General features: G+C 72.7%; 20 protein-coding genes. 16 read left to right on the top strand and 4 right to left on the bottom strand.

Annotated features, from left to right (window positions below; translation table 11 throughout):
* Positions 1-15: 15 nt before the first annotated feature.
* Positions 16-1,221, bottom strand: coding sequence for an ROK family transcriptional regulator (locus tag AB0L65_RS20040; protein WP_364247320.1), 1,206 nt, complete (start codon positions 1,219-1,221; stop codon positions 16-18).
* Positions 1,222-1,372: 151 nt separating this feature from the next.
* Here AB0L65_RS20040 and zwf point away from each other — a divergent pair, with 151 nt between their 5' ends.
* The 4 genes from zwf (at position 1,373) to eda (ending at position 6,589) form a co-directional block, all read left to right on the top strand.
* On the top strand, positions 1,373-2,839 hold the full coding sequence (zwf, locus tag AB0L65_RS20035) for a glucose-6-phosphate dehydrogenase (protein WP_364247319.1): 1,467 nt from the start codon (positions 1,373-1,375) through the stop codon (positions 2,837-2,839).
* 41 nt (positions 2,840-2,880) lie between these two features.
* Complete coding sequence (gene edd, locus AB0L65_RS20030; RefSeq protein WP_364247317.1) at positions 2,881-4,824, top strand: phosphogluconate dehydratase; 1,944 nt, start codon at positions 2,881-2,883, stop codon at positions 4,822-4,824.
* A 112-nt stretch (positions 4,825-4,936) separates the two neighbouring features.
* The gene (glk, locus tag AB0L65_RS20025; protein ID WP_364247314.1) at positions 4,937-5,902 is read left to right on the top strand and encodes a glucokinase; all 966 of its coding nucleotides are present in this window, start codon (positions 4,937-4,939) and stop codon (positions 5,900-5,902) included.
* 75 nt (positions 5,903-5,977) lie between these two features.
* The gene (gene eda / locus AB0L65_RS20020) at positions 5,978-6,589 is read left to right on the top strand and encodes a bifunctional 4-hydroxy-2-oxoglutarate aldolase/2-dehydro-3-deoxy-phosphogluconate aldolase (protein ID WP_364247313.1); all 612 of its coding nucleotides are present in this window, start codon (positions 5,978-5,980) and stop codon (positions 6,587-6,589) included.
* 35 nt (positions 6,590-6,624) lie between these two features.
* Here eda and AB0L65_RS20015 read toward each other — a convergent pair whose 3' ends face one another.
* Entirely contained in the window at positions 6,625-7,533 is a 909-nt protein-coding gene (locus AB0L65_RS20015; protein WP_364247311.1) for a LysR family transcriptional regulator, read from the bottom strand.
* Between the two features lie 85 nt (positions 7,534-7,618).
* On the opposite strand from AB0L65_RS20015, the gene AB0L65_RS20010 reads away from it, so the two are divergent.
* The 7 genes from AB0L65_RS20010 (at position 7,619) to AB0L65_RS19980 (ending at position 16,284) form a co-directional block, all read left to right on the top strand.
* On the top strand, positions 7,619-8,479 hold the full coding sequence (locus AB0L65_RS20010; RefSeq protein ID WP_364247310.1) for a xanthine dehydrogenase family protein subunit M: 861 nt from the start codon (positions 7,619-7,621) through the stop codon (positions 8,477-8,479).
* Between the two features lies 1 nt (position 8,480).
* Positions 8,481-8,975, top strand: coding sequence for a (2Fe-2S)-binding protein (locus AB0L65_RS20005; protein ID WP_364247307.1), 495 nt, complete (start codon positions 8,481-8,483; stop codon positions 8,973-8,975).
* Positions 8,972-11,320, top strand: a complete 2,349-nt coding sequence (locus tag AB0L65_RS20000) for an aerobic carbon-monoxide dehydrogenase large subunit (RefSeq protein ID WP_364247305.1) — start codon at positions 8,972-8,974, stop codon at positions 11,318-11,320. Before AB0L65_RS20005 ends, AB0L65_RS20000 begins: the two co-directional genes overlap by 4 nt.
* Positions 11,317-12,048 carry an XdhC family protein gene (locus AB0L65_RS19995; RefSeq protein WP_364247303.1) on the top strand — a complete coding sequence of 244 codons (732 nt, stop codon included), beginning with the start codon at positions 11,317-11,319 and terminating at the stop codon, positions 12,046-12,048. Before AB0L65_RS20000 ends, AB0L65_RS19995 begins: the two co-directional genes overlap by 4 nt.
* A 118-nt stretch (positions 12,049-12,166) precedes the next feature.
* Positions 12,167-12,925, top strand: a complete 759-nt coding sequence (locus tag AB0L65_RS19990) for an IclR family transcriptional regulator (protein ID WP_364247300.1) — start codon at positions 12,167-12,169, stop codon at positions 12,923-12,925.
* Between the two features lie 212 nt (positions 12,926-13,137).
* Entirely contained in the window at positions 13,138-14,292 is a 1,155-nt protein-coding gene (locus AB0L65_RS19985; RefSeq protein WP_364247298.1) for a cytochrome P450, read from the top strand.
* A gap of 111 nt (positions 14,293-14,403) precedes the next feature.
* The gene (locus AB0L65_RS19980; RefSeq protein ID WP_364247295.1) at positions 14,404-16,284 is read left to right on the top strand and encodes a protein kinase; all 1,881 of its coding nucleotides are present in this window, start codon (positions 14,404-14,406) and stop codon (positions 16,282-16,284) included.
* A 28-nt stretch (positions 16,285-16,312) separates the two neighbouring features.
* On the opposite strand, the gene AB0L65_RS19975 is transcribed toward AB0L65_RS19980, so the two are convergent.
* The gene (locus AB0L65_RS19975; RefSeq protein WP_364247292.1) at positions 16,313-17,215 is read right to left on the bottom strand and encodes a D-isomer specific 2-hydroxyacid dehydrogenase family protein; all 903 of its coding nucleotides are present in this window, start codon (positions 17,213-17,215) and stop codon (positions 16,313-16,315) included.
* Positions 17,216-17,322: 107 nt separating this feature from the next.
* Here AB0L65_RS19975 and AB0L65_RS19970 point away from each other — a divergent pair, with 107 nt between their 5' ends.
* Positions 17,323-18,636 (top strand): acyltransferase, encoded by a 1,314-nt coding sequence (locus tag AB0L65_RS19970; RefSeq protein ID WP_364247290.1) that lies wholly within the window; start codon positions 17,323-17,325, stop codon positions 18,634-18,636.
* A 425-nt stretch (positions 18,637-19,061) separates the two neighbouring features.
* On the top strand, positions 19,062-20,252 hold the full coding sequence (locus tag AB0L65_RS19965) for a hypothetical protein (RefSeq protein ID WP_364247287.1): 1,191 nt from the start codon (positions 19,062-19,064) through the stop codon (positions 20,250-20,252).
* Between the two features lie 32 nt (positions 20,253-20,284).
* Here AB0L65_RS19965 and AB0L65_RS19960 read toward each other — a convergent pair whose 3' ends face one another.
* Entirely contained in the window at positions 20,285-20,908 is a 624-nt protein-coding gene (locus AB0L65_RS19960; RefSeq protein WP_364247285.1) for an NAD(P)H-dependent oxidoreductase, read from the bottom strand.
* Between the two features lie 173 nt (positions 20,909-21,081).
* Between AB0L65_RS19960 and AB0L65_RS19955 the strand changes: the two genes are divergently transcribed.
* From AB0L65_RS19955 to AB0L65_RS19945, 3 genes are all read left to right on the top strand, one after another.
* Positions 21,082-22,278 carry a sensor histidine kinase gene (locus AB0L65_RS19955; RefSeq protein ID WP_364247283.1) on the top strand — a complete coding sequence of 399 codons (1,197 nt, stop codon included), beginning with the start codon at positions 21,082-21,084 and terminating at the stop codon, positions 22,276-22,278.
* Positions 22,275-22,946 carry a response regulator transcription factor gene (locus AB0L65_RS19950; protein WP_364247280.1) on the top strand — a complete coding sequence of 224 codons (672 nt, stop codon included), beginning with the start codon at positions 22,275-22,277 and terminating at the stop codon, positions 22,944-22,946. Before AB0L65_RS19955 ends, AB0L65_RS19950 begins: the two co-directional genes overlap by 4 nt.
* Positions 22,947-23,172: 226 nt before the next feature.
* Positions 23,173-24,417: a bifunctional glycosyltransferase family 2/GtrA family protein gene (locus tag AB0L65_RS19945; protein ID WP_364247279.1), complete on the top strand. Its 1,245-nt coding sequence runs from the start codon at positions 23,173-23,175 to the stop codon at positions 24,415-24,417.
* Position 24,418: the final 1 nt, after the last annotated feature.

Below are 24,418 nucleotides of genomic sequence, written 5' to 3'. Positions count from 1 at the left end.
CTCGGACCGTCATGGTCACGGGGCGGCGACGCGCTCGCGGCGCAGGGCCGAGATCGTCATCGTCTCGTCCACGGCGTCCGGCGAGAGCACGTGGTCGAGCACCATCACCGCGCACCCGCTGATGCCCGCGCCCGCCCCCAGCCGGCTCGGCTCGATGCGCAGCCGCCGGGTGGCCAGGGCCGTGGAACGACGGTAGACGACCTCGCGGATGCTCGACACCAGCGGCCCGAACGCCTCGGCCACGTCGCCGCCCAGCACCACCACCGACGGGTTGAGGATGTTGACCGCCCCGGCCAGCACCTCGCCGATCCGGCGGCCGGCCTCGCGCACCGTGGCCATCGTCTCGGCGTCGCCCGCGCGCACCAGCGCGGTCACGTCGGCGATCGTCTTGACGTCCTTGCCATGGGCCCGCAGGTCGCGCAGCAGCGCGGTGCCGCTGGCCACGGAGTCGACGCAGCCGGTGTTGCCGCAGCGGCACAGCACGTCGCCGCCGTCGAGCACGGGGATGTGCCCGATCTCGCCCGCCGCGCCCAGCGCGCCGCGCAGGATGCCGCCCCCGGCGATCACGCCCGCGCCGATCCGCGTCGAGATCTTCACGAACATCAGGTCGTCCAGGTCGGGGTAGGCGCCGCGGTGCTCGCCGATGGCCAGCACGTTGACGTCGTTGTCCACGAGCACGGGGACGGGGAAGCGCTCGCGGATGATCGGCGGGATCACCACGCCGGTCCATGAGGCCATCACGCGGGCGCTCTCGGCGCGTCCCTGCGCGAACTCGACCGTGGCCGGCACGCCCATCCCGACGCCTCTGAGCATCGAGCGGGGCCGGTCGCCGAGCAGCTCGTCCCAGGAATCCATGATCACGGGGAGCACGACGTCGGGCCCCTGCTCCACGTCCATCGCGAACTCGCGCCCGGCCAGCTCTCGCCCGGCCAGGTCGCAGACGGCCACCCGGGTGCGGCTGGCGCCGAGCGCCGCCACCAGCACCACGCCGCCCGTGGCGTTGAACTCCAGCCGGACCGGCGGCCGCCCGCCCGTGGACGGGGCGTCGTCGCGCTCCACGACCAGGCCGCGTTCCAGCAGCTCACCCACGCGCAGCTGCACGGCGGGGCGCGACAGACCGGTGACCCGGCCCAGGTCGGCCCGCGTCGCGGCCTCTCCGGTGCGGATGAGGCGGAGCACCTCACCACTGGTGGCGAGGGTCGCGGCGGTACGTCGAGGCATCGGCTAAGTGAATCACATGGGGTTAGGTCATGAAAAGTCCAGACTTTTTTATCTCAAATGCCAAAACTCCGCTTGTGTGGGACCCAAACTCTCGTTAGTGTCCGTTCTGTCCCTGCTTGGTAGATCATCGGAGTCCGCAACCGTGTCCCCCGTGTCGACAACCAGCCCCGCCCACACCGCCGACCTCGTCGTCTTCGGCGGCACCGGCGACCTGTCCATGCGCAAGCTGCTCCCGGCGCTCTACCACAGCGACAGGGACGGCCGGCTCTCCCCGGAGACCCGCGTCATCGCCATGTCCAGGGGCGGCCTGACCGACGCCGACTTCCGCGGCAAGGTGGACGCCGAGGTACGCGACCAGGTCCCGATCGACGACCCCGCCATGTGGCAGCGCTTCCTCGGCCGCCTGCACCACGTGTCGGTCGACGTCGGGGGCGCCGACAAGTCGGGCTGGGGGGCGCTGAGCCGGCTGCTGGCCGGGCACGAGCAGCGCGACCGGGTCTTCTACCTGGCCAGCCCGCCCCGGACCTTCGGCCCCTTCTGCCGCGAGCTGGAGGAGGCCGGGCTGGTCACGCCGCTCTCGCGCGTGGTGCTGGAGAAGCCGCTGGGCCACGACCTGCCGAGCGCGCAGCGGATCAACGACGAGGTCGGCGCCATCTTCGACGAGCGCCAGATCTTCCGCATCGACCACTACCTGGGCAAGGAGACCGTCCAGAACCTGCTGGTCCTGCGCTTCGCCAACGCCTTCCTCGAGCCGATCTGGAACTCCCTGTGGATCGACCACGTCCAGATCACCGCCGCCGAGACCGTCGGCACGCCGGGCCGGCGCGGCTACTACGACCACGCGGGCGCGCTGCGCGACATGGTGCAGAACCACCTGCTCCAGCTCCTCACGCTGACCGCGATGGAGCCGCCGGCCCGCAACGACCGTGAGGCCATCCGCGACGAGAAGGTCAAGGTCCTGCAGGCGCTGCGCCCGATCACGGGCACGGAGGTCGACCGCTTCACCGTGCGGGGCCAGTACACCGAGGCCGACGGGATGCCGGGCTACCTCGACGAGCCCGCCTCCACGCCGCCGACGGACGCCTCGCGGCGGGTGGAGACGTTCACCGCGATCCGGGCCGAGGTCAAGAACTGGCGATGGGCGGGGGTGCCGTTCTACCTGCGGACCGGCAAGCGGATGCCGTACCGCAGGTCGGAGATCGTGGTGCAGTTCAAGGACGTGCCGCACTCCATCTTCCCCGGTGGCACGCCGAACCGCCTGGTGCTGCGCCTGCAGCCGGAAGAGGGCATCGAGCTGCACATCATGGCCAAGGAGCCGGGCGCGGGCGAGGTGACGCTGAAGCCGGTGCCGATGTCGCTGAGCTTCGGCAAGACGTTCACGGCGCGGGTGCCGGAGGCGTACGAGCGGCTGCTGACGGACGTGCTGGCCGGGAACCCGACGCTGTTCATGCGGCGTGACGAGGTGGAGGCGGCCTGGCGCTGGATCGACCCGATCCTGTCGACCTGGGAGTCGTCCGGAGACCTGCCCGAGCCCTATCCCGCCGGGACCACCGGTCCCGCCGGAGCCCACGAACTGCTCGGCCGCAGCGGTCGCGAGTGGCACGAGGAGGACGTGTGAACAATCGATTCCGGGTTCATGGACCCGACGAAGGAGGCACCGTGAACCCCGTCATCCAGGACGTCACCGACCGCATCGCCGAGCGGAGCGCCACCAGCCGGGCCGCGTACCTGGCGCGCATCCGGCGCGACGGCGAGGCCGCGAGGGCGAAGGGCCCGGCCCGTGCCCACCTCGGCTGCGCGAACCTCGCGCACGGCTTCGCGGGCGCGCCCGCCGACGACAAGCTCACGCTGCGCGGCGCTGCCAAGCCGGGCGTGGCCATCGTGACGAGCTACAACGACATGCTCTCGGCGCACCAGCCGTACGAGACGTACCCGCCGGAGCTGAAGGCCGCGGTGCGCAAGGCCGGCGGCGTGGCGCAGGTGGCGGGCGGCGTGCCCGCGATGTGCGACGGCATCACGCAGGGGCGGCCCGGCATGGAGCTGTCCCTCTACAGCCGCGACGTGATCGCGATGGCCGCGGCGATCGCGCTGTCGCACGACATGTTCGACGCGTCGCTGCTGCTGGGCGTGTGCGACAAGATCGTGCCCGGCCTGTTCATCGGGGCGCTGCACTTCGGGCACCTGCCCGCGATCTTCGTCCCGGCCGGGCCGATGGCCTCGGGCCTGCCGAACAAGGTCAAGGCGCGCACCCGCCAGCTCTTCGCCGAGGGCAAGGTGGGCCGCGACGAGCTGCTCGACGCCGAGGCGAAGTCGTACCACTCCCCCGGCACCTGCACCTTCTACGGCACCGCCAACTCCAACCAGGCGCTGATGGAGGTCATGGGCCTGCACCTGCCCGGCTCGACCTTCGTCAACCCGCACACCGAGCTGCGCCACGCCCTCACCGAGGCGGCCGGGCGCCGCGCGGTGGAGATCACCGCGCACGGCTCGGAGTACACGCCGATCGGCGAGCTGGTCGACGAGAAGGCCATCGTGAACGCCTGCGTCGCCCTGCTGGCCACCGGCGGATCCACGAACCACACGATCCACCTGGTCGCCATGGCCGCCGCCGCGGGCATCGTGCTGACCTGGGACGACTTCGCCCGCCTGTCGCGGGTCGTGCCGTCCCTCACCAAGATCTACCCGAACGGCCAGGCGGACGTGAACCACTTCCGCGACGCCGGCGGCATGCAGGTCCTCATCGGCGACCTGCTGGACGAGGGCCTGCTGCACGGGGACGTCATGACCGTGGCCGGGCCCGGCCTCGACCGCTACCGTGAGGCTCCCGAGCTGGTGGACGGCGAGCTGGTGTGGGCGCCGGTCACCGGCGGCAGCTCCGACCTGGACGTGCTGCGTCCGGTCGCGGCGCCGTTCTCGGCGGACGGCGGGATCCACATGCTGTCGGGCAACCTGGGCCGGGCCGTCTCCAAGGTCTCGGCGGTCAAGCAGGAGCACCTGGTGATCGAGGCGCCGGCAAAGGTGTTCGACGACCAGCTGGAGCTGCTGCGGGCGTTCGAGGCCGGCGAGCTGGACGGGCAGGACTTCGTGGCGGTCATCCGCTACCAGGGTCCGAGCGCGAACGGCATGCCCGAGCTGCACAAGCTCACGCCGCCGCTGGCCGTCCTGCTCGACAGGGGGCAGCGGGTCGCGATCGTCACGGACGGCCGCATGTCCGGCGCGTCCGGGAAGGTGCCCGCGGCCATCCACCTGTCGCCCGAGGCCGCCGACGGCGGGCCGATCGCCCTGGTGCGGGACGGCGACATGATCAGGCTGGACTCGACGGCGGGGACGCTTGAGCTGCAGGTGCCCGCCGAGGAGCTGTCCCGCCGCCTGCCGGAGGGCCGCCCGCTGAGCGACGCGCAGTGGGTGGGGACCGGGCGCGAGCTGTTCGCGGCCTTCCGCCGGATGGCGGGCCACGCGGAGCAGGGCGCCGGGATCTTCGGCATCAGCGGCGCCGAGTCCCCCGACCACGGCCCCGGCCTGGGCTTCCTCGCCGAGGCCGGCGCCTCGCACCTGGAGACGGGCGCCCCGGTCGGCGCCCAGCACGCCGGGCTGGCGAGGTGACGGTTCAGAAGTCGATGGCTCGCCATCCCGTCTGGGACGGCGAGAGCGTTCGTGGGATCCTTCGGTTCATGGCGAGCGATCTTGACGCCGCCCTGGACGCCGGAGGTATGTGGTGAGTGCCTTTGACCTTCCGTGGCTGGTCGCCGACATCGGCGGGACCAACGCCCGGTTCGGCCTGGTCACCTCGTCGGGAGCGCGGCCGGCCGACGTCGCGGTCCTGGCGGGGTCCGACTACCCGACCCTCCCCGAAGCCGTAGCCGCCTATCTCGCGGAACACGCGGGCGGAGTGCGACCGGGGGCGGCGTGCCTGGCCCTGGCCGGGCCGATCGACGGCGACCGCTACCGGCTCACGAACTCGGCGTGGGCCGGGTCCGTACGGGATCTCGGCGTGCCGTACGCTGCGCTGCTCAACGACTTCGAGGCGCTGGCGGTGTCGCTGCCGCACCTGGAGGGCGACGACCTGGTCTCGCTGGGCGGCCCCGAGCCGGGTCACGGGGTCAAGGCCGTGCTGGGGCCGGGGACCGGCCTCGGCGTGGGCGGGCTGGTGCCCGCGGAGCACGGCTGGACGCCGATCCCGGGCGAGGGCGGGCACGTCACGGTGCCGGTGGTGGACCGGCGGGAGCTGGAGATCGTCCAGGTCCTGCAGTCGCAGGGGTTGCCGCACGTGGTGGCCGAGCACGTGCTGTCCGGACCCGGGCTGGTCCGGCTGCACCGGGCGCTCGCCCAGGTGAACGGCGTCGCCGCCCCCGACCTGACCGCCTCGGACATCGTGGCCCGGCTGGACGACTCGCTGTGCGCGGAGACGGTGGAGGTGTTCTGCGGGATGCTGGGCAGCTTCGCCGGGAACGTGGCCCTGACCCTCGGCGCGCGGGGCGGGGTGTATCTGGGCGGCGGCGTGCTCCCCCGTATCGTGGAACGCGTGCGCACCAGCAGCTTCCGGACCCGTTTCGCCGAAAATCCGGACATGGCCCACTACCTGGAGGCCATCGGCACCGCGCTGATCGTCGCCCCGCAGCCGGCGTTGACGGGCGCGGCGGCCTGGCTGGCCCAGCGCGCCCGCCGGGAACTGGTGGGATGACCGCATGGACTTGTCCGGGCGGACCTGTACGTGACTAGACGGCCGTCAACGGGCCGACGAGGAGAAGAAGAACCCATGAGCCTGCTCGATCTCGCCCCGGTGATCCCCGTCGTGGTGATCGACGACGTGGAGAGCGCCGTGCCGATGGCCAGGGCGCTGGTCGCCGGCGGCCTGCCGGTCATCGAGGTGACCCTGCGGACCCCGGCCGCCCGCGAGGCCATCGCCCGGATCGCGGCCGAGGTGCCCGAGGCGACCGTGGGCGCGGGGACCATCCGCAGCTCGGAGGACATCGCGGCGTCGGTGGCCGCCGGGGCGCGGTTCCTGGTCTCGCCGGGGACGACCCTGTCGCTGGTCGAGGCGATGGATTCGAGCGGTGTCCCGTACCTGCCGGGAGCGGCCACCGTGTCCGAGGTGATGGCGCTGGTCGAGCGGGGGGTCAAGGAGCTGAAGTTCTTCCCCGCCGAGGCCGCGGGCGGCATCCCCTATCTCAAGGCGCTGGCCGGGCCGCTGCCGGACGTGCGCTTCTGCCCGACGGGCGGGATCCGGGTGAACACGGCGGCCGACTATCTCGCGCTGCCGAACGTGGGCTGTGTCGGCGGCACCTGGCTGACCCCGGCCGACGCGCTGGCCACCGGCGACTGGGGCCGCGTCGAGAAGCTCGCCTCGGAGGCCGCGGCCCTGCGCTGAGCGCGGCGATGACGGGCCGGGGGCTGCGGTAGGTCTCAGCTCCAGATCGACACGTGGATCGGGGGACGGAAGCGGCTGCGGGGGATGCCGTCGTCCGGGGTGCGCATGACCTGGGTGGCGGCCGGGGTGGTGAGGAAGTCCAGGAACGTGCCCGCGGCCACCGACCGGTTCGGCGGTTCCAGGGTCGTGGCGTACCAGTACGCGGCCAGCGGGGTGGCAGCGGTCTCGACGGCCACCAGTTCGCCCCTGCGTAACTGGGACGCCACCAGGTGGGCCGTGGCGGGAGCCATGCCGGAGCCCTCGGCGGCGGCCTTCCAGGCGGCCGTCTGGTTCGCGAAGACCCGTACCTGGGACTCCGGGACCCGCAGCAGCCGCAGCAACCGGCTCGTGTCGCTCAGGGGGTCCGTACCGGAGGGGCCCACCAGCCATTGGTCGCGGCGGCCGCGGGGCGAGCCGACCACGATGAGGCGGCAGCGCAGGACCGGGCGGCTCACCAGGCCCTCGCCGCTCACCTGGGCCCCGAGCGCGACGTCGGCCAGGCGGCTGGACAGCAGGAGCGGGATCTCGGCCGTGGCGGCCACGCCGGTGGTGGCGTCCACCGACTTGCGCTGCGTGAAGAGGCAGACGAGCGGCCCGGCGACGTACTCGGCGAGCCCGGCGTCCATGACCACGTGCAGCCCGGCGACGCGGCCCGGCTGGACGGCGGCGACCGCCTCCGCGCCGAGCGCGACGATCTGGGCGGCGATCCCGAGCAGCCGCCGCCCGCCCTCGGTCAGCACCATCCGGTCGCCGGCACGGGTCAGCAGCGGGTCGCCGAGGTGCCTGCGGAGCTGGGCCAGCGACTGGGAGACGGCGGGCTCGCTCACGCCCAGCGCCCGTGCCGCCGCCTTGACAGATCCCAGACGCGCGACGAAAACGAACGCCCCGAGCTGGCTGAGTGTCATCACCCCTTCATAGTTCTCCGGCGCCCATTAAGGAATCCCTTATTTGCGGATTGTCGGGACAAATCGGTGCCAGCAATGTGCAGTCATGCAGGTTCCCGCGAGATTCGAATACGAGAGAGCGGACAGCGTGCCGCACGCGCTCGAACTGCTGGCACGCTACGGCCCCGAGGCCAGGATCGTCGCAGGTGGGCACAGCCTCATCCCGATGATGAAGCTGCGCCTGGCCCAGCCGGAGGCGTTGATCGACATCAACGGACTGGCCGAGCTGGGGCGGATCGCCGTCGAGGGTGACGAACTGGCCATTGGCGCGCTGGTACGGCACACAGAGCTGCTGGACAGCACCACCGCCACCGACCTTTTCCCGATATTTCGGGATGCGGAGCGAGTTATTGCCGACCCGATAGTGAGAAATCGGGGGACCGTTGGCGGGTCGCTGTGCCAGGGCGACCCTTCCGAGGATTTGTCCGCCGTGTTCTCGGCGCTGCGGGCGCGGGCGGTCATCCAGGGCGCGGGCGGTCAGCGTACCGTGCCGATCAGGGACTTCCACCACGGCCCGTACGAGACCGCCGTCGGGCCGGGCGAGCTGCTGGTGCAGCTGCGCGTGCCGGTCACGGCGGGCACGGGCAGCGCGTACGAGAAGGTCGAGCGGCGCGTGGGCGACTGGCCGGTGGCCGCGGCCGGAGCGGTCGTCACCGTCCGGGACGGCGTGATCGCGCGGGCGGGCATCGGGCTGACCGCGGTCGGCGCCGAGCACTTCTGCGCCCCCGAGGCCGAGAGCCACCTCGAAGGCAGGCCGCCCGGCGGGGAGGCGTTCGCGGAGGCGGGCCGGATCGCCGCCGAGCACTGTGACCCCCACGCCGACCAGCGCGGCCCCGCCGACTACAAGCGCCACCTGGCCGCCGAGCTGACCCGGCGCGCGCTGGTCAGAGCCGCAGGGAGGATCTGACATGCGCATCACGGTCTCGGTGAACGGGCAGCCGTACACCAGAGAGGTCGAGCCCAGGCTGCTCCTCGTGCACTTCCTGCGCGACGAGCTGGGCCTGACCGGCACCCACTGGGGCTGCGACACCTCCAACTGCGGCGTCTGCACGGTGCGGCTCGACGGCATGCCGGTCAAGTCGTGCACGGTGCTGGCGGTGATGGCCGACGGCCACGAGGTCACCACCGTGGAGGGCCTGGAACGGGACGGGGAGCTGGACGCGGTGCAGAAGGGGTTCGTGGAGTGCCACGGGCTCCAGTGCGGGTTCTGCACGCCCGGCATGCTGCTCACCGCACGCGCGCTGCTCGACCGCGTGCCCGACCCCGACGAGGGCCAGATCCGCGAGGCGATCTCGGGCCAGCTGTGCCGCTGCACCGGCTACGAGAACATCGTCCGATCGATCCGCTGGGCGGCCCAGGCGAGTCTGAATGTCGCCGAGTCCGCGACGGAGGCGAAATCATGAGCTACGGACGCATGCACCGCAAGGAGGACGCCCGCTTCATCAGGGGCCGCGGCAACTACACCGACGACGTACGGCTGCCCGGCATGCTGTACGGCGCCGTGCTGCGCAGCCCGCACGCCCACGCCAGGATCGTCTCCATCGACACGAGCGCCGCCGAGGCCCACCCGAAGGTCAAGGCCGTCATCACCGGGCAGACCCTGGCCGGGCTCGGCCTCGCCTGGATGCCGACGCTCTCGCAGGACACCCAGGCGGTGCTGGCCACGGACAAGGTGCGCTTCCAGGGCCAGGAGGTCGCGTTCGTGGTGGCCGAGGACGCCTACTCGGCCCGCGACGCGCTGGAGCTCATCGACGTCGAGTACGACCCCCTCGACGCGGTCATCGACGCCAGGAGGGCCCTCGACCCGGACGCGCCGGTCATCCGGGACGATCTCGAAGGGCGTACCGGCAACCACATCTTCGACTGGGAGGCCGGCGACCGCGCCCGCACCGACGCCCTCTTCGAGCAGGCGGAGGTGACGGTCGCCCAGGACCTGCTCTACCCGCGCGTGCACCCGGCGCCGCTGGAGACGTGCGGCGCGCTCGCGGACTTCGACAGGGTCACCGGCAAGCTGACCGTCTGGTGCCCCACGCAGGCGCCGCACGCCCACCGGACGCTGTACGCGATGGTGGCCGGGCTGCCCGAGCACAAGATCCGGGTGATCTCTCCGGACATCGGCGGCGGTTTCGGCGGAAAAGTCGGGATATATCCCGGCTACGTGTGCGCGATCGTCGGCTCGATCGTCACCGGCAAGCCGGTCAAATGGATGGAGGACCGCTCCGAGAACCTCATGAGCACCGCCTTCGCCCGCGACTACCACATGCGCGGCGAAGTGGCGGCGACGCGTGACGGCAGGATCCAGGCGATCAGGGTCAAGGTGCTGGCCGACCACGGCGCGTTCAACGGCACGGCCCAGCCGACCAAGTTCCCGGCCGGCTTCTTCCACGTCTTCTCCGGCTCGTACGACATCGAGGCCGCCCACTGCGAGGTCACCGGCGTCTACACGAACAAGGCCCCCGGCGGCGTCGCCTACGCCTGCTCCTTCCGCGTCACCGAGGCCGTCTACCTGGTCGAGCGCATGATCGACGTACTGGCCGCCGAGCTGGACCTCGACCCGGCCGAGCTGCGGATGCGCAACCTGCTCAGACCCGAGCAGTTCCCCTACCACTCCCCCACCGGCTGGGAGTACGACTCCGGCGACTACCCCAGGGCGCTGCGCCTGGCCATGGACATGGGCGGCTACGACAAGCTCCGCGCCGAGCAGGCCGACAAGCGGGCCAGGGGCGAGTTGATGGGCATCGGCGTCAGCTTCTTCACCGAGGCCGTCGGGGCGGGGCCGCGCAAGCACATGGACATCCTCGGCCTGGGCATGGCCGACGGCGCCGAGCTGCGCGTGCACCCGACGGGCAAGGCCGTGCTGCGGGTCTCGTGCCAGTCGCAGGGCCAGGGGCACGAGACCACGTTCGCCCAGATCGTCGGGCAGGAGCTGGGCATCCCGGCCGACGACGTGGAGGTGGTGCACGGCGACACCGACCAGACGCCGTTCGGGCTGGGCACGTACGGCTCGCGCTCCACCCCCGTCTCCGGCGCGGCCACCGCCATCGTGGCCAGGAAGGTGCGCGACCGCGCCAAGATCGTGGCGGCGGCCATGCTGGAGGCCGCGCCGGACGACCTGGAGTGGGCCGACGGCAGGTGGTCGGTGGTGGGCGACCCGTCCGCCGGCAAGTCGATGGCCGAGATCGCGCTGGCCGCGCACTCCAACCTGGAGCTGCCGGAAGGCGTCGAGGGCCACCTGGACGCGGCCACCGTCTACAACCCGCCCAACCTCACGTACCCGTTCGGCGCCTACATCTGCGTCGTCGACGTCGATCCGGGGACGGGGCAGGTGAAGGTGCGCAGGTTCGTGGCGGTGGACGACTGCGGCGTGCGGATCAACCCCATGATCGTCGAGGGGCAGATCCACGGCGGGCTGGCCGACGGGGTGGGGATGGCGCTCATGCAGGTGATGGCGTTCGACGAGGACGGCAACCACCTGGGGGCGTCGTTCATGGACTACCTGCTGCCGACCTCGATGGAGTGCCCGTCGTGGGAGCTGGGCGAGACCGTGACGCCCTCGCCGACGCACCCGATCGGGGCCAAGGGCGTGGGCGAGTCGGCCACCGTCGGCTCTCCCGCGGCCGTGGTCAACGCCGTGGTGGACGCGCTCAGGCCGTACGGTGTGCGGCACGCCGACATGCCGCTCACCCCGGCGAACGTCTGGCGCGTCGTCAACGGCGACCCGTTCCGCACGGACCTGGCCATCCCGTGAGCGACTTCCTCGGTATGCCGACGTCCCGGCCGCGGCCGGCCGCCGACCTGGACGCCCGGGTCGCGCGGCTGCGGTCGGGGCGGGAGCCGTACGTGCTGGCCACGGTCGTGCGGGCACAGCGGCCGACCAGCGCGAAGGCGGGCGACCGCGCGCTGGTGCTGCCGGACGGGACGATCGAGGGGTTCGTCGGCGGGGTCTGCGCCACCGACACCGTCCGGGCGCAGGGCCTGCGGCTGCTCGAACTCCGGCGCGCCGCACGGACCACGCTGCTGCGGATCACGCCGGAGGCGGGCGAGCCGCACGAGGAGGAGGGCCTGATCGCCGTGGGCCAGCCGTGCCTGTCCGGCGGCACGCTGGAGATCTTCCTGGAGGCCGTGCTGCCTCCCGTGCTGATCCACGTGTACGGCGACAGCCCCATCGCCCGGGCCTTCGCCGCCGTCGGCCAGGCGCTGGGGTACCAGATCGAGACCGGCCCCGGGGTCGCCGCCGACGCCGACGCCGTCCTGGTGGCCTCGCACGGGGTCGGCGAGGAGCCGATCCTGCGTGACGCGCTGGCCAAGGGCGTGCCGTACATCGGGCTGATCGCCAGCCGCAGGCGCGGCACGGCGGTGCTGGCGCGCGTGGAGGGAGGCGAGCGCGTACGGGTTCCGGCGGGTCTGGACATAGGTGCCAGAACGCCCGGTGAAGTGGCCGTTTCCGTGTACGCCGAGATCATCAGCCTGCGTTAACGGGCGGCAGCCGGGTACGCCAAGGACAGGACAACCGCAGCCCCCGGGAAGCCCCTTTCGCTCTCCGGAGAGCGAAAGGACATCAATGCCGACGGAACTGGTCCGCCAAGTGCAGAGGATGGCGGACGACCGCCCCGTGGCCCAGCCGGGCAGCCTGGAGCGGGGCATCGACATCCTGCTGGCGCTCAGCGCCGCCTCCCACCCGCTCAGCCTCTCGCAGCTGTGCCGCAGCACGGGCCTGCCCAAGTCGACCGCCCACCGCCTCCTGGGCGTGCTGTGCTCGCGCGAGCTGGCCAGGCGGGTGGGCAACGGCTATCTGCCGGGCGAGCTGCTGGAGACGATGGCCGGCATCACCCGGGCCCGCGTGCCCGGCACCCGCAAGGTCGTGCTTCCTTACCTGCTCTACCTGTACGAGGCCACCCGGCAGACGGTCAACCTGGCGGTCCCCTCCGGCCTGGAGGCCCGTTACGTCGAGCGCCTCTACGGCCACAACCGCGTCGACTCCCGCTCCGACGGCATGGACCGCGCGCCGCTCCACTGCACGGCGACCGGCAAGGCGCTGCTGGCCTTCGACCCGAGGCTGCGCCAGGAGCTGCTGGCGCGCGGCTCGTTCGAGCGGATGACGCGCCGCACCATCACCACGCTGGGCGGGCTCGAACGCGAGCTGGCCCAGGTCCGCCGGCACGGCGTGGCGTACTCGCAGGAGGAGTTCACCGAGGGCGTGGCGTGCGTGGCGGCGCCGGTGTTCGGCCCGGGCGGCCGGATCTGCATGTCCCTCGGTGTGGCCGCCCCCGTGGGCGCGGTGCCGCTCGCCAAGCTCGGCATCTCCGTACGCGGCGCCGCCCAGGCCATCTCGGCGGCCCTCCTCGGCGCGTAGGCGTTCCGGCTGTCGGAACATCTCTGCGGCCTCCGCCCGGAAGTGTTCCGGTGGCCGAGACCCCTGATTGCGAACGCGGCGCCACGGGAGATCACATCGGCATATGGACTTCCTTCCCGCTCCGGCCACCCAGGAGGCGCCCGCGGGCCGAAAGGTCAGTGCCCGCATGGCCACGGACCCGCGGGCGCCGGTCGGAGCACGGAAGGCCGCGCGTGCCTAGGGACCTCCCCCGGGCCACCGTGCTGGAGAGCCTGCGCCTGGCCGCCACGATCGTCCCGCCGGGCTTGCCGCATCTGACGCGCGGGCGCGACCCGCTGCGCTCCCGCGCGCTGCTGGCCGAGCTCGAGGCCAGGTACGGCGGCCGCCCCGTCCTGGTCCGCGGCCTGCGCGGCCCCGCGCTGCTGATCATCTCCAAGCGGGACGCCCTGCGCGTGCTGTCGGAGGAGGGCGAATTCGCGCAGGGCGTCGAGCAACGCCCCTTCGGCCTGCCGACGGACGTGCTGCGCCCGACGTTCATCGACATCGCCAGGGAGGAGGCCGGGGAGCTCACCTCCGGCGTGGTGGACCACGACCGGCTGAACGCCCGGTGGCAGCGGGTGGCCAGGCGCTGCGTCTACGGCGACGGCGCGGCCGACGACGTGGAGCTCACCCGCCTGCTGACGGACCTCACGCGGGCCGGCAGGTGGCGCGACAGGCGGCGCCAGGACCTGCTCTCGGGCCGGTACGACGCCCGCATTCTCGACCACCTGCGCCGCGCCGAACCCGGCAGCCTGGCCGGCCTGATCGCGGAGAGGCCGGGGGTGGGCCGCTCGCGCGGGCTCATGCAGGCGGCGTTCTGGCTGATGGGCCTCGGCGTGATGTCGGCGGGGCTGATGCAGACCCTGGCGCTGCTGGCCGCCCACCCGGCCCAGCGCAAGTCGGCCCGTCGCGACGCCGACTACCTGCGGGCCTGCCTGCGCGAAGGGCTGCGCCTGTGGCCGCCGGTGCCGGCGCTGACGCGGGTCACCGCCACCAGGACCGACTGGTACGGCACCACCCTGCCCGCCGGCACCACCGTGCTCGTGCCGATCGCCGCGCACCAGCGCAGCTCGCGCCTGCCGTACGCGAACACCTTCGCCCCCGAGATCTGGCTGGACGGCACCGCGGCGAACGAGTGGTGGGCCAGACCGGGCTGCGACGGCGTGCACCTCACGCTCGCGGTCGGGACCGCGTTCCTGGCCGGCATCGTCCGCGCCGCCCGCCCCAAGCCGGTCGGGCGGCTGCTGTCCCCGCACCGCCCGCTCCCCCACACCCTCAACCTCTCGCGCCTGCGGGTGACGATGCGTCCCTTGCGCATCCACGGCGCTCCCTCTCCTGCTCAGAACTAGTCGCCACCGGGCAGGCACTTCCTCCGTTAGAGTCTTGGGTACAAAATGACGTGCCGGGCGGAGGAACGGTTCGGATTGAGACGGGATGACGACGGCGAGAGGACGGCTACGTTGGGGCGCTCCGCAGGCACTCCGCTGGAGCCGGAAGATCCGCCGGCGATCGGCCCCTATGAGCTGGTCAGCCGTCTCGGCTCCGGTGGCATGGGGGTGGTCTACCTCGCCAAGGCGGCCGACGGGCAGCGGGTGGCGCTCAAGGCGATCCGGCGCGACTACACGGCCGACCCGGTCTACCGGGCGCGTTTCCACGAAGAGGTGTCCAACGCGCGCAAGGTGGCCTCGTTCTGCACGGCGCGCGTGCTCGACCACGGCGAGGACCGCGGCGTCCTCTACCTCGTCACTGAATACATCGACGGCATCTCGCTAGAGGACCACCTGATCGAGCACGGCGCGCTGTCGCCGTCGGTGCTGCACTCCGCGGCCGTCGGCGTGGCGGCCGCGCTGACCGCGATCCACGCCGCCGGGCTGGTGCACCGCGACCTCAAGCCGGCCAACGTGATGCTGACGCTGGCCGGGCCCCGGGTGATCGACTTCGGGCTGGCGCGCTCGACGCACGTCAGCTCCCGGCACACGAACGCCGGCATGGTGATGGGCACGCCCGGATGGATCGCTCCCGAGCAGGTCTTCGAGGGGCGCACCAGCCCGGCGGGCGACGTGTTCGCCTGGGGGTCGCTGATCGCCTACGCGGGGCTGGGCGGGCATCCGTTCGGCGAGGGTGACGCGTACGTGATGGCGGCCCGGGCCCGCAGCGCGCCGCCCGACCTGCGGGGGCTGCCCGCGCCCCTGGACCGGCTGGTGGCCGCGGCCATCCATCCCGACCCGGCGCGCCGGCCCGCGGCCAAGCAGCTGCTGCTGGAGCTGGTGGGGGCGGCCGACGAGCCCGCTGCGCAGCTCGCCGCCACCAAGCACCTGACCAACTCGTGGAACCCGTCGGACTTCCCGATGATGCCGCCTCCGATGCCGCCCGACCGTACGGGCCCGGTGCCGGGCGCGGGTCGCCCGCCCCGCCGGCCCGAGGGTCGCGGCCCGCACGCCGAGCCCCGCGGGCCGCAGCCGCCGCCGCCCGCCGAACGCACCGGCCCCACGCCGAGGGCGGCGAGCCACGTGCCGCCCGCCGAGCGCACCGGCCCCAAGCCCGGCATGATGCAGCCGCCGCCCGCCGAACGCACGGGGCCCAAACCGGGTCAGATGCCGCCCGCTGAGCGCACGGGGCCCAAGCCCGGCATGATGCAGCCGCCGCCCGCCGAGCGGACCGGGCCCACGCCCGGCGTCGGCCGGGTGCCGCAGCAGCCGCCGGCGCCCCACCCCGAGCGGACCGGTCCCGTGCCGCAGACCGGGATGGGCCCGCGGGGGCCGCATCCGGATCTCACCGGGCCGGTCCCCCACCACCAGACCGGGCAGGGGCCGATGCCCCACCACTCCGCCACCGGCCAGGGGCCGTTGCCTGGCTATCCGCCCGCCAAGCCCAAGCGGGGTGTGTTCGCGGGCTGCATGACCGCCTTGATCATCGCGTTCGTGCTGGTGGTGGGGCTGATCCTCGTGCTGATCTGGGTGCTGCGGCCCTCGTCGGCCGGCGAGGACGGGCCCGTGCAGGACGGCAAGCTGCGCTTCGCCGTCACCAGCACGAAGTGCCCCAAGCCCGTGAAGTCCGCGCAGACCCGCACGTGCCAGATCGGCGTGCGGGTCAGCAACGTCGGTCAGGAGGCCAGGGTGCTCTACCCGGGCCAGCAGAAGCTGGTCGACGAGGACAAGGAGTTACACGGCGGCACCAAGCTGCTCGACAGGGACGGCAAGGAGATCACGCCGATCCGCATCGAGGCGGGCCAGTCGTTCGCCGGCGCGCTGGTGTTCGAGCTGCCGAAGGACCTCGCCCCGGCCGCGCTCGAGGTGCACGACTCGGGGCTGAGCAACGGGGCCCGCCTCAACCTCGGCTGAGCCGTCTCTGGGCCGTCTCTGGGGCGCCTCAGAACCCCTCGGACGGGGAGACCACGCCCTCCAGCGGGGCGCCGTCGCCGAAGCGCCGCACGTTGGCGGTGACGCGTTCGGTCAGGCCGCGCCAGTAGGAGGAGGGCGGGTTGGCGGAGTGGGGCGTGATGAGCACGTTGTCCAGGCTCCACAGCGGATGCCCGTCGGGCAGCGGCTCCGGGTCCGTGACGTCGAGCGCCGCGCCGCCGATGCGGCCCGCGCGCAGCGCGTCCACCAGCTCGTCGGTCACGACGAGGCTGCCTCGGGCGACGTTCACCAGCCAGGCGTCCTCGCGCATGAGCTCGAACTCCCGCTTCCCGAACATCCCCCTCGTCTCCGGCGTGGCCGGCGCCAGGACGACCACGTAGTCGGCCTCGGGCAGCACCTCGCGGTAGCGGGCGCGCGGCAGCACGAGGTCCGCGCCGGGCGCCTCGCCGCTGTCGGTGACCGCCAGGACCCGGCAGCCGAACGGCTCCATCATCCGCATGAGCACCCGCCCGATGCCGCCGTAGCCGACGATCGCGACCGTCGAGCCCGCGAACTCCCTGGACGTCTTCGGCTCCCACGTCTGGACCCTGGCCGCCCGGTACAGCCGGCGCGCGGCCGCCAGCATCATGGCCATCGCGTGCTCGGCCACCGGCAGGCCGTAGGAGCCGGTGGCGGCGGTGAAGACCGGGTGCTCGGAGATCAGCCCGGCGTCGGCGAACCGCTCGATGCCCGCGCTCGGCAGTTGCACCCAGCGGATGCCCTCGTGGAGCATCGGCCGCAGCTCCGCGGGACCGCCGCCGAAGAAGACGATCGCCTCGGCCTCCTCCAGGGGCACGACCCGGCCGCCCGCCTGACGCACCGCCTCGATGAGCACGGGCACCGGCTCGGGTCCGACATGGACGGCGACGGTCATGCTGGGGCCTCCTTCTCGCCACGGGATCATTAGCGTATCGGTGATGCCCGAGCACGACGTTCTCCGGTGCCAGCATCTCTTCAGCCTTCGTGGGTAGGTTTGGGCGGGTGTCCGCCGTCGCCGCCCAGCCCGTGACCACCTCCGTCCCCGCCGCCGCCCGGCTCGCGTGGCTGGACGCGCTCCGGGGGATCGGCGCGCTGGCCGTGGTGGCCGAGCACCTGCTGCCGTGGTTCCTGCCCCAGCTCAGGCCGTACTGGTTCAGCCTCGGCATCTACGGCATCCTCGTGTTCTTCCTGGTCAGCGGCTACATCATCCCCACGTCCCTGGAACGCCACGGCGACGTGCGCAAGTTCTGGATCAGCCGGTTCTTCCGCCTCTATCCCCTCTACCTCGGCGTGGTCGTCCTCGTGCTGGCCCTGGCCTGGTGGGTGCCGGTGCGGCCGGAGGTGCCCAGGGACGCCAGCGCGGTGGCGGCGCACGCGACCATGCTGCTCGACGTCGTGAACGTGGGCGGCGTGGCCGACACGATGTGGACGCTGTCGTACGAGATGATCTTCTACCTCCTGGTCACCGCGCTGTTCCTGATCGGGGGGCACGGCCGGAGCGGGCTGCTGTCAGTGTCGTTCGCGGCGGGGGCCGTGGTGGTGGGGCTGGTGGCGTCGGGGGCGGTGCTGACGGGCGGGTGGCCCGCCTACGTCTCCGCCGCGGTGTTCGCAGCCGGGCTGGCCTGCGTCGTGTGGGGGCGCCTGCGCACGGCCGCGGCCTGCGTGCTGGGGCTGATGGCGCTGACGCTGCTGCCGCTGAGCAGCCGGGTGCCGTGGCTCGCGGTGGCGGTGCTGGCGGTGATGTTCGCGGGGACGGCCATCCACCGGTGGGAGCGGGGCCACGGACGGCTGTGGCCGGTCGCGGTGGCCGCGGCGCTGGTGGGGATCGCGCCGCTGTGGGCCGTCCAGGGCGGCTGGTGGTGGGTGCGGGCCGACGTGTGGCTGACGACGATCGTGCTGGCCGGGGCCACGTTCGCGGCGGGGATGGCGCTGCGGGGGCGGCGGCTGCCCAGGGTGCTGACCTGGCTCGGGCTGATCAGCTACTCGCTCTACCTGGTGCATCACCCGCTGCTGAAGTATTTCGTGGCGATCACCGGTGACCTGCGGCGGGCGGAGCCGGCGTACCAGCTCATGATGGCGGCGCTGGCCCTGACCGTGGTGCTGGCCGCCAGCGCGCTCACCTACAGATACGTCGAACGGCCCATGCAGGCGCTGGGCCGCCGCCTCTCAGGCGGGCGCGCCCGCCGGCTCCAGGGCGAGGGCGATCGCGGGGTGGCTCGACAGGACGCGCGACACGACGGGGTCCTCGGCCATGAGGAAGCCCAGGTGCCGGACCGCGTGCGCGACCACGTTGGCCAGGGCGACGCGCTCAGGTGACGGGGTCGCGGGCGCCTCACCCCTGACGATCTCCAGCTCGGGCACCTCGACCGCGGGCAGCCACGGCGCCGGGTCCGGGCAGACCGCATAGGTCAGGACGACCCCGCCGTCCGGCTCGTATCGCCAGCTCGTGGAGTGCACGACGGTCCCCGGGTCCTCGGCCGCGACCCCGCCGAGCCGGCGGGCCGCCTCGTCGGGGCTCTCCCCTCGCCGCGGCCGGGTCAGGGCATGCCGGTAGGACCAGCGATTGTCGGTGCCCACCCGTAGCATGAGCGTCTCAACCAGGATCACGTGTCTTCCCGTCACCGCCACCAACTTACTGCCAATCATATGCAAGTACGTCTCAGACGCATTGTCGCAACGCTCTTGAAAGCCGTGGCGGGCCCGGATGTAGTCGATGACATGCGAGAGAGGGGCCGACAGCCATGCCGGGTTTGCTGGTGTTGATGGGGTCGGGCGAGACGAGCCCGACCATGGTCGAGATCCACCGCGCGGCGGCGCGTTCGCTGCGCGCCGGGGCGCGGGCCGTGCTGCTCGACACTCCCTACGCCTTCCAGGAAAACTCCGCCGACATCTCCGCCCGCGCCCGCCGCTACTTCGCGCGCAGCGTCGGCCTGGAGGTCGAGGTGGCGGCCGGGATCACGGGCGCCGACTGGGTCTTCTCGGGTCCCGGCAGCCCGACGTACGCGCTCGACCGCTGGGCCGGCTCGGGCGTGGCCGGCGACCTGCGCGCCCGCATCCGCGCGCGCGAGGGGGTGACGGTGCTGGCCTCGGCCGCCGCCTGCACGGCGGGCCTGGCCACCGTGCCGGTCTACGAGATCTACAAGGTAGGCGCGGATCCCCATTGGCGCGAAGGCGTCGACCTGCTGGATCCGCTCGGGCTGCGGGCCGTGCTGATCCCCCATTTCGACAACGCCGAGGGCGGCACCCACGACACCCGCTACTGCTATCTGGGCGAGCGCCGGCTGTCCCGCATGGAGCGCGAGCTGCCGCCCGGCACCGCCGTCCTGGGCCTCGACGAGCACACCGCCCTGATCATCGACCTCGAGACCGAGTCGGTGCGGGTGGCGGGCCGGGGCGGCCTGACCGTCCGCCTGCCCGGCTCCACGACGGTCCTGCCCACGGGCACCCACACCGACCTGGCCGAGCTGCGCCGCCTGGCCGAGGGCGGCCCCGGCACGGGCGCCGTCACCCCGCCGCCCCCGGCGGACCCCGCTCCGGCCGAGGTGACGCTGGAGGAGACGATCCGCACGTGCGAGGAGCTGTTCAAGGCGGCGGTGGCCCGTCCGGACCTGGTGGCGGCGGCCCAGGCGGTGCTCGACCTGGAGGCCGAGGTCGTCAAGTGGGCGGCCGACACGGAGGAGGACGCCGGTGGGGTCGACCAGGCGAGAGAGCTGATGAGGCTGCTCATCGCCCGCCTCGGCGAGCTCGCCTCGACCGCCCGCCTCCGCTCGCAGAGCCTCCCTTCCCTGGTGGAGCCCCTGCTGGTGCTCCGCACCCGGCTGCGCGAGGGGGGAATGTACGAGGTGGCGGACGCGGTGCGGGCGGCGATGCAGGAGGGCGGGATCCTCGTGGAGGACACCCCGGACGGGCCCCGCTGGACCTGCGCCTCCTGAGACATCCGGCGGACACCTGTTTCGGCTGAGCGCTAGAACGTCCCGGCGATCTGGCGGGCGCGTTCGTCGGCCTGCTTGCGCTCGGCCTCGTACGAGCCCGTCAGCGTCGGGTGGTGGCGGATCTCCTGGATGTCGTCGATGCCGGCCCAGCGGAGCCAGTCGTCGAAGTAGGTCGACTGGAAGTCATTGCCGAACGCCGGCCCGAGGCCGGGACCCCAGACGGCGCTGGTGTAGACGACGGCGGCGCGCTTGCCGGTCAGCAGGCCGCGGTACCCGGTCTCCGGGTGCACGTCGAAGACCATCGCCGGCTGGCTGACCACGTCGATGAACTGCTTCAGCTTGTAGGGCACGCCCCCGTTCCACATCGGCACGCTGAAGAGGTAACGGTCGTAGGAGTCGAAGCGCTCGAACGTCCGCACGGCCGCCGTCCACGCCTCCGCCTGCTCCCCCTCGGGCACGCCACCACCGAACACGGTCATCTTCGCGCCCGCGGCGGCCGGGCCGAACTCGGGGAGCGTGCCGTCCCACAGGTCGAAGTGATCGACCGTCGCACCGGGCCGGGCGGCGCGGTACTCCTCGACGAACGTCCGCGCGATGCCCAGCGAGATCGACTCGCCCCCACGGGGGGAGGCGGAGATGTGCAGCAGTCTGCTCATGATTTCAGGTCCTTTCCGGACTATGGTCCGATTACAGCATCGAAAATACGGACTGCGGTCCGATTGGTCAAGTGGCGGCGCGACGGGCGTACTGCGGGCGCAGTAGAGCGGATGGGTACTCCGGGATGAGGGACTTCGCCCAGGTCAGGCCTAACGTTTGAAAGGTGCGTACGGTGACCTGGCTGAGACGGGAACTCCTGTCCCGGCCCTATGCGGCCGACACTGTCCTGGCCGCGTGCGTGTATGCGATGACGATGCTGGCGCCGGGCGCTCCCCCGCCGCCCGGCGCGGAATGGCACGACCCGATGCGGCCCCTCACCGCGTACGACATCGCGCTGGCCGCGGTCGTCTGCGGCGCGCTGGTCTTCCGGCGGCGGTGGCCCCACGCCGTGCTCGCCGTCACGGTCACCGGGTTCGCCGCCTATGCCATGATCGACGGCGGGCGGAACGTGCTGGACCTGGGGTCGGCGATCGCGATGTACACGGTGGCCTCCCGATGCCCGCGCCGGCACGCGTGGATCTACGGCGGGCTCGCCGCGCTGGTGGTCGCCGTGGCCAGGATCGTGTTCGGCGACAGCACGTGGCTGGCGCCCGAAGTGCTGGCGCCGATCGCGGCGATCGGCATGGCCACCGCCGTCGGGGACTCGATGCGCAGCCGCCGGGCGTACGTGGCCGCCATCGAGGAGCGGGCGCGCAGGGCCGAGGAGACGCGCGAGGAGGAGGCCGAACGCCGGGTGATGGAGGAACGGCTGCACATCGCACGCGAACTGCACGACGTTCTCGCCCACCACATCGCGCTGATCAACGTGCAGGCGCAGGTCGCCGCGTACATGCTGGAGAGCGAACCCGAGCAGGCCCGCGCGGCGCTGGGCCATGTCCGCGAAGCCGGCAAGGAGGCGCTGGACGAGCTGCGGACGACGGTGGGGCTGCTGCGCCGGCCGGGCAGCCGCGACGAGCTCCTGACCGAGCCCGCGCCGGGGCTGGAGGGGCTGCCGGAGCTGGTCGACTCCTTCACCGCCGCCGGGCTGAAGCTGGGCCGGCTGCTCTACGGCGATCCGAGGCCGTTGCCCGCCCCTGTGGACCTCGCCGCGTTCCGGATCGTCCAGGAGGCGCTGACCAACGTGAGCAAGCACGCGCCGCGGGCGACCGCCACCGTGCGGATCGAGTACGCCGCCGACGAGGTGATCGTCACCGTGACCGACGACGGTCGTGGCGGTGCGGGCGGGATCTCCCACGGGTTCGGTCACGGCCTGATCGGCATGCGGGAGCGGGCGCTGTCGGTCGGCGGCACGTTCCTCGCCGGGCCCGTGAACGGCGGCGGGTTCCGGGTGCACGCCGTGCTGCCCACCTCCAGGGAGAACAGGCGATGACCGTCAACGTGCTGCTGGCCGATGACCAGGCGCTGGTCCGCGCGGGGTTCCGGGTGCTGATCGACTCGGCCCCCGACCTGCACGTGGTCGGCGAGGCCGCCAACGGTCACGACGCCGTACGGCTGGCGCGGGAGACCATGGCCGACGTGGTGCTGATGGACGTCCGCATGCCCGGGATGGACGGTCTGGCCGCGACACGTGAGATCACCTCCGACGAGGCCATGGCCGGGGTCCGGGTGCTGGTCCTGACCACGTTCGAGATCGACGAGTACGTCTTCGCCGCGCTGCGGGCGGGCGCCAGCGGCTTCCTCGGCAAGGGCGTGGAGGCCGGCGAGCTGCAGGAGGCCATCAGGGTGGTGGCCAGGGGCGAGGCGCTGCTGTCGCCGTTGGCGACCAGCCGGCTGATCACCCGCTTCCTGGCCGGCCCCGGCGTCTCGGCCCAGCACGTGCCCGAGGACCTCGCCGTGCTCACCGAGCGCGAACGGGAGGTGATGACCCTGGTCGCCTGCGGGCGTACCAACGACGAGATCGCCGACCTGCTGGGGATCAGCCGGGTGACCGCCAAGACCCACGTCAACCGGGCCATGACCAAGCTGAAGGCGCACGACCGCGCCCAACTGGTGATCATCGCCTACGAGACCGGCCTGGTCCGCCCCCAGGCCCGCTGATCGGGCGGGAACCGCGGGCGCGGTAGGCCCGCGCCCACGTCTACTGCGATCGCCGCAGTTCAGAACCCTCCTCCAGGCGGACGTTGCCCCGGGGCGAGGCCACGAGGCTTGAGGGGTGACCACGAGGGCCCCGGCGCGGGGATCGCGCCCGGCGTCGTGCCGATCGCCGGTGACGGAGCCGTCCCACCGTGCGATCTGACATTCCTGCGAAGAGAAGTGGACAGCGATGACCGACACCACCTGCGGCCAGGGCGTCCTCCGCGACTTCCAGCGCTCGGAGCTGCCGAATCCCACGGTCGAGATCGTCATCCCCGTCTACAACGAGGAGCGCGCGCTCCCGGGATGCCTGCGCACCCTGCACGCGCACCTCCGTGAGCGGATGCCGTTCCCCTGGCGGATCACCGTGGCGGACAACGCGAGCCGTGACCGGACGCTGGAGGTGGCCCGGGAGCTGGCCGCCGAGCTGCCCGGCACGGACGTGGTCCACCTCGACAGGAAGGGGCGCGGGCTCGCACTGCGGACGGTGTGGGGCGCGAGCGAGGCCGACATCGTCGTCTACATGGACGTCGACCTGTCCACGCGCCTGGACGGGCTGCTGCCGCTGATCGCCCCGCTCGCCAGCGGCCACTCCGACCTCGCCATCGGCAGCCGGCTGGCCTCCGGCGCGCGCACCGTGCGCGGGCCGCGCCGCGAGCTGATCTCCCGCTGCTACAACGCGATCATCCGGCTCACCCACGGAGCCCGGTTCAGCGACGCACAGTGCGGCTTCAAGGCCGCCCGTACGGACGTGCTCGGCCCGCTGCTCGAAAGGACGCAGGACGACGCCTGGTTCTTCGACACCGAACTGCTGCTGCTCGCCGAGCACAACGGGCTGCGCATCCACGAGGTCCCGGTCGACTGGGTCGAGGACGTGGACACCCGGGTCGACGTCGTCGGCACCGCCGTGGACGACCTGCGCGGGCTGTGGCGGGTGGCCCGCATGAAGGCGTCGGGCGCCGCACGGGCCCCGCTGCCGCGGCGCCCCGCCCCCGCCGCCGAGCACCCCGACGCCGTGCTGGCCCCCGCCAGGGCGGGCTCCCGCATCACCTGGGAGGTCGGCTGCTTCGTGGCCATCGGCGTGCTCTCGACGGCCGGTCAGGCCCTGCTCTACTGGCTGCTGCGCGCGTGGTGGCCGCCCGTGATCGCGAACCTGGTGTCGCTGCTCGTCCTCACCGTGCTCAACACCGAGGCCAACCGCCGCCTCACCTTCCGCTGGTCCGGCACGGGCGCAGGGCGGGCGCACCTGGGAGCCGGGGTCCTGTTCCTGCTCGGGTACGTCGTCACCTCCGCCGCCGTGCTGCTGTTCCGCCAGGTCCAGCCCGACGCGTCGGCCGCGGCCGAGACGCTGGTGCTCACCGCCTCGTCCGTGCTGGTCACCGCCGTCCGCTTCGTGACGCTGCGCCTGGCCGTCTTCCGCCGTCCCACACCCTGAT

Source organism: Nonomuraea sp. NPDC052116 (assembly GCF_040680035.1).
Lineage (GTDB): Bacteria > Actinomycetota > Actinomycetes > Streptosporangiales > Streptosporangiaceae > Nonomuraea > Nonomuraea angiospora_A.
Note: the sequence above shows the minus strand (reverse complement) of the source record. Positions and strands in the feature narration are given on the sequence as shown.

What these genes read in the sequence shown, in the direction of transcription:
- AB0L65_RS20040 (WP_364247320.1), bottom strand. Translation starts at nt 1,221, where the DNA reads ATGCCTCGACGTACCGCCGCGACCCTCGCCACCAGTGGTGAGGTGCTC.
- AB0L65_RS20015 (WP_364247311.1), bottom strand. Translation starts at nt 7,533, where the DNA reads ATGACACTCAGCCAGCTCGGGGCGTTCGTTTTCGTCGCGCGTCTGGGA.
- AB0L65_RS20010 (WP_364247310.1), top strand. Translation starts at nt 7,619, where the DNA reads ATGCAGGTTCCCGCGAGATTCGAATACGAGAGAGCGGACAGCGTGCCG.
- AB0L65_RS19990 (WP_364247300.1), top strand. Translation starts at nt 12,167, where the DNA reads ATGGCGGACGACCGCCCCGTGGCCCAGCCGGGCAGCCTGGAGCGGGGC.
- AB0L65_RS19945 (WP_364247279.1), top strand. Translation starts at nt 23,173, where the DNA reads ATGACCGACACCACCTGCGGCCAGGGCGTCCTCCGCGACTTCCAGCGC.
- AB0L65_RS19960 (WP_364247285.1), bottom strand. Translation starts at nt 20,908, where the DNA reads ATGAGCAGACTGCTGCACATCTCCGCCTCCCCCCGTGGGGGCGAGTCG.
- AB0L65_RS20005 (WP_364247307.1), top strand. Translation starts at nt 8,481, where the DNA reads ATGCGCATCACGGTCTCGGTGAACGGGCAGCCGTACACCAGAGAGGTC.
- AB0L65_RS20000 (WP_364247305.1), top strand. Translation starts at nt 8,972, where the DNA reads ATGAGCTACGGACGCATGCACCGCAAGGAGGACGCCCGCTTCATCAGG.
- AB0L65_RS19950 (WP_364247280.1), top strand. Translation starts at nt 22,275, where the DNA reads ATGACCGTCAACGTGCTGCTGGCCGATGACCAGGCGCTGGTCCGCGCG.
- AB0L65_RS19975 (WP_364247292.1), bottom strand. Translation starts at nt 17,215, where the DNA reads ATGACCGTCGCCGTCCATGTCGGACCCGAGCCGGTGCCCGTGCTCATC.
- eda (WP_364247313.1), top strand. Translation starts at nt 5,978, where the DNA reads ATGAGCCTGCTCGATCTCGCCCCGGTGATCCCCGTCGTGGTGATCGAC.
- AB0L65_RS19965 (WP_364247287.1), top strand. Translation starts at nt 19,062, where the DNA reads ATGCCGGGTTTGCTGGTGTTGATGGGGTCGGGCGAGACGAGCCCGACC.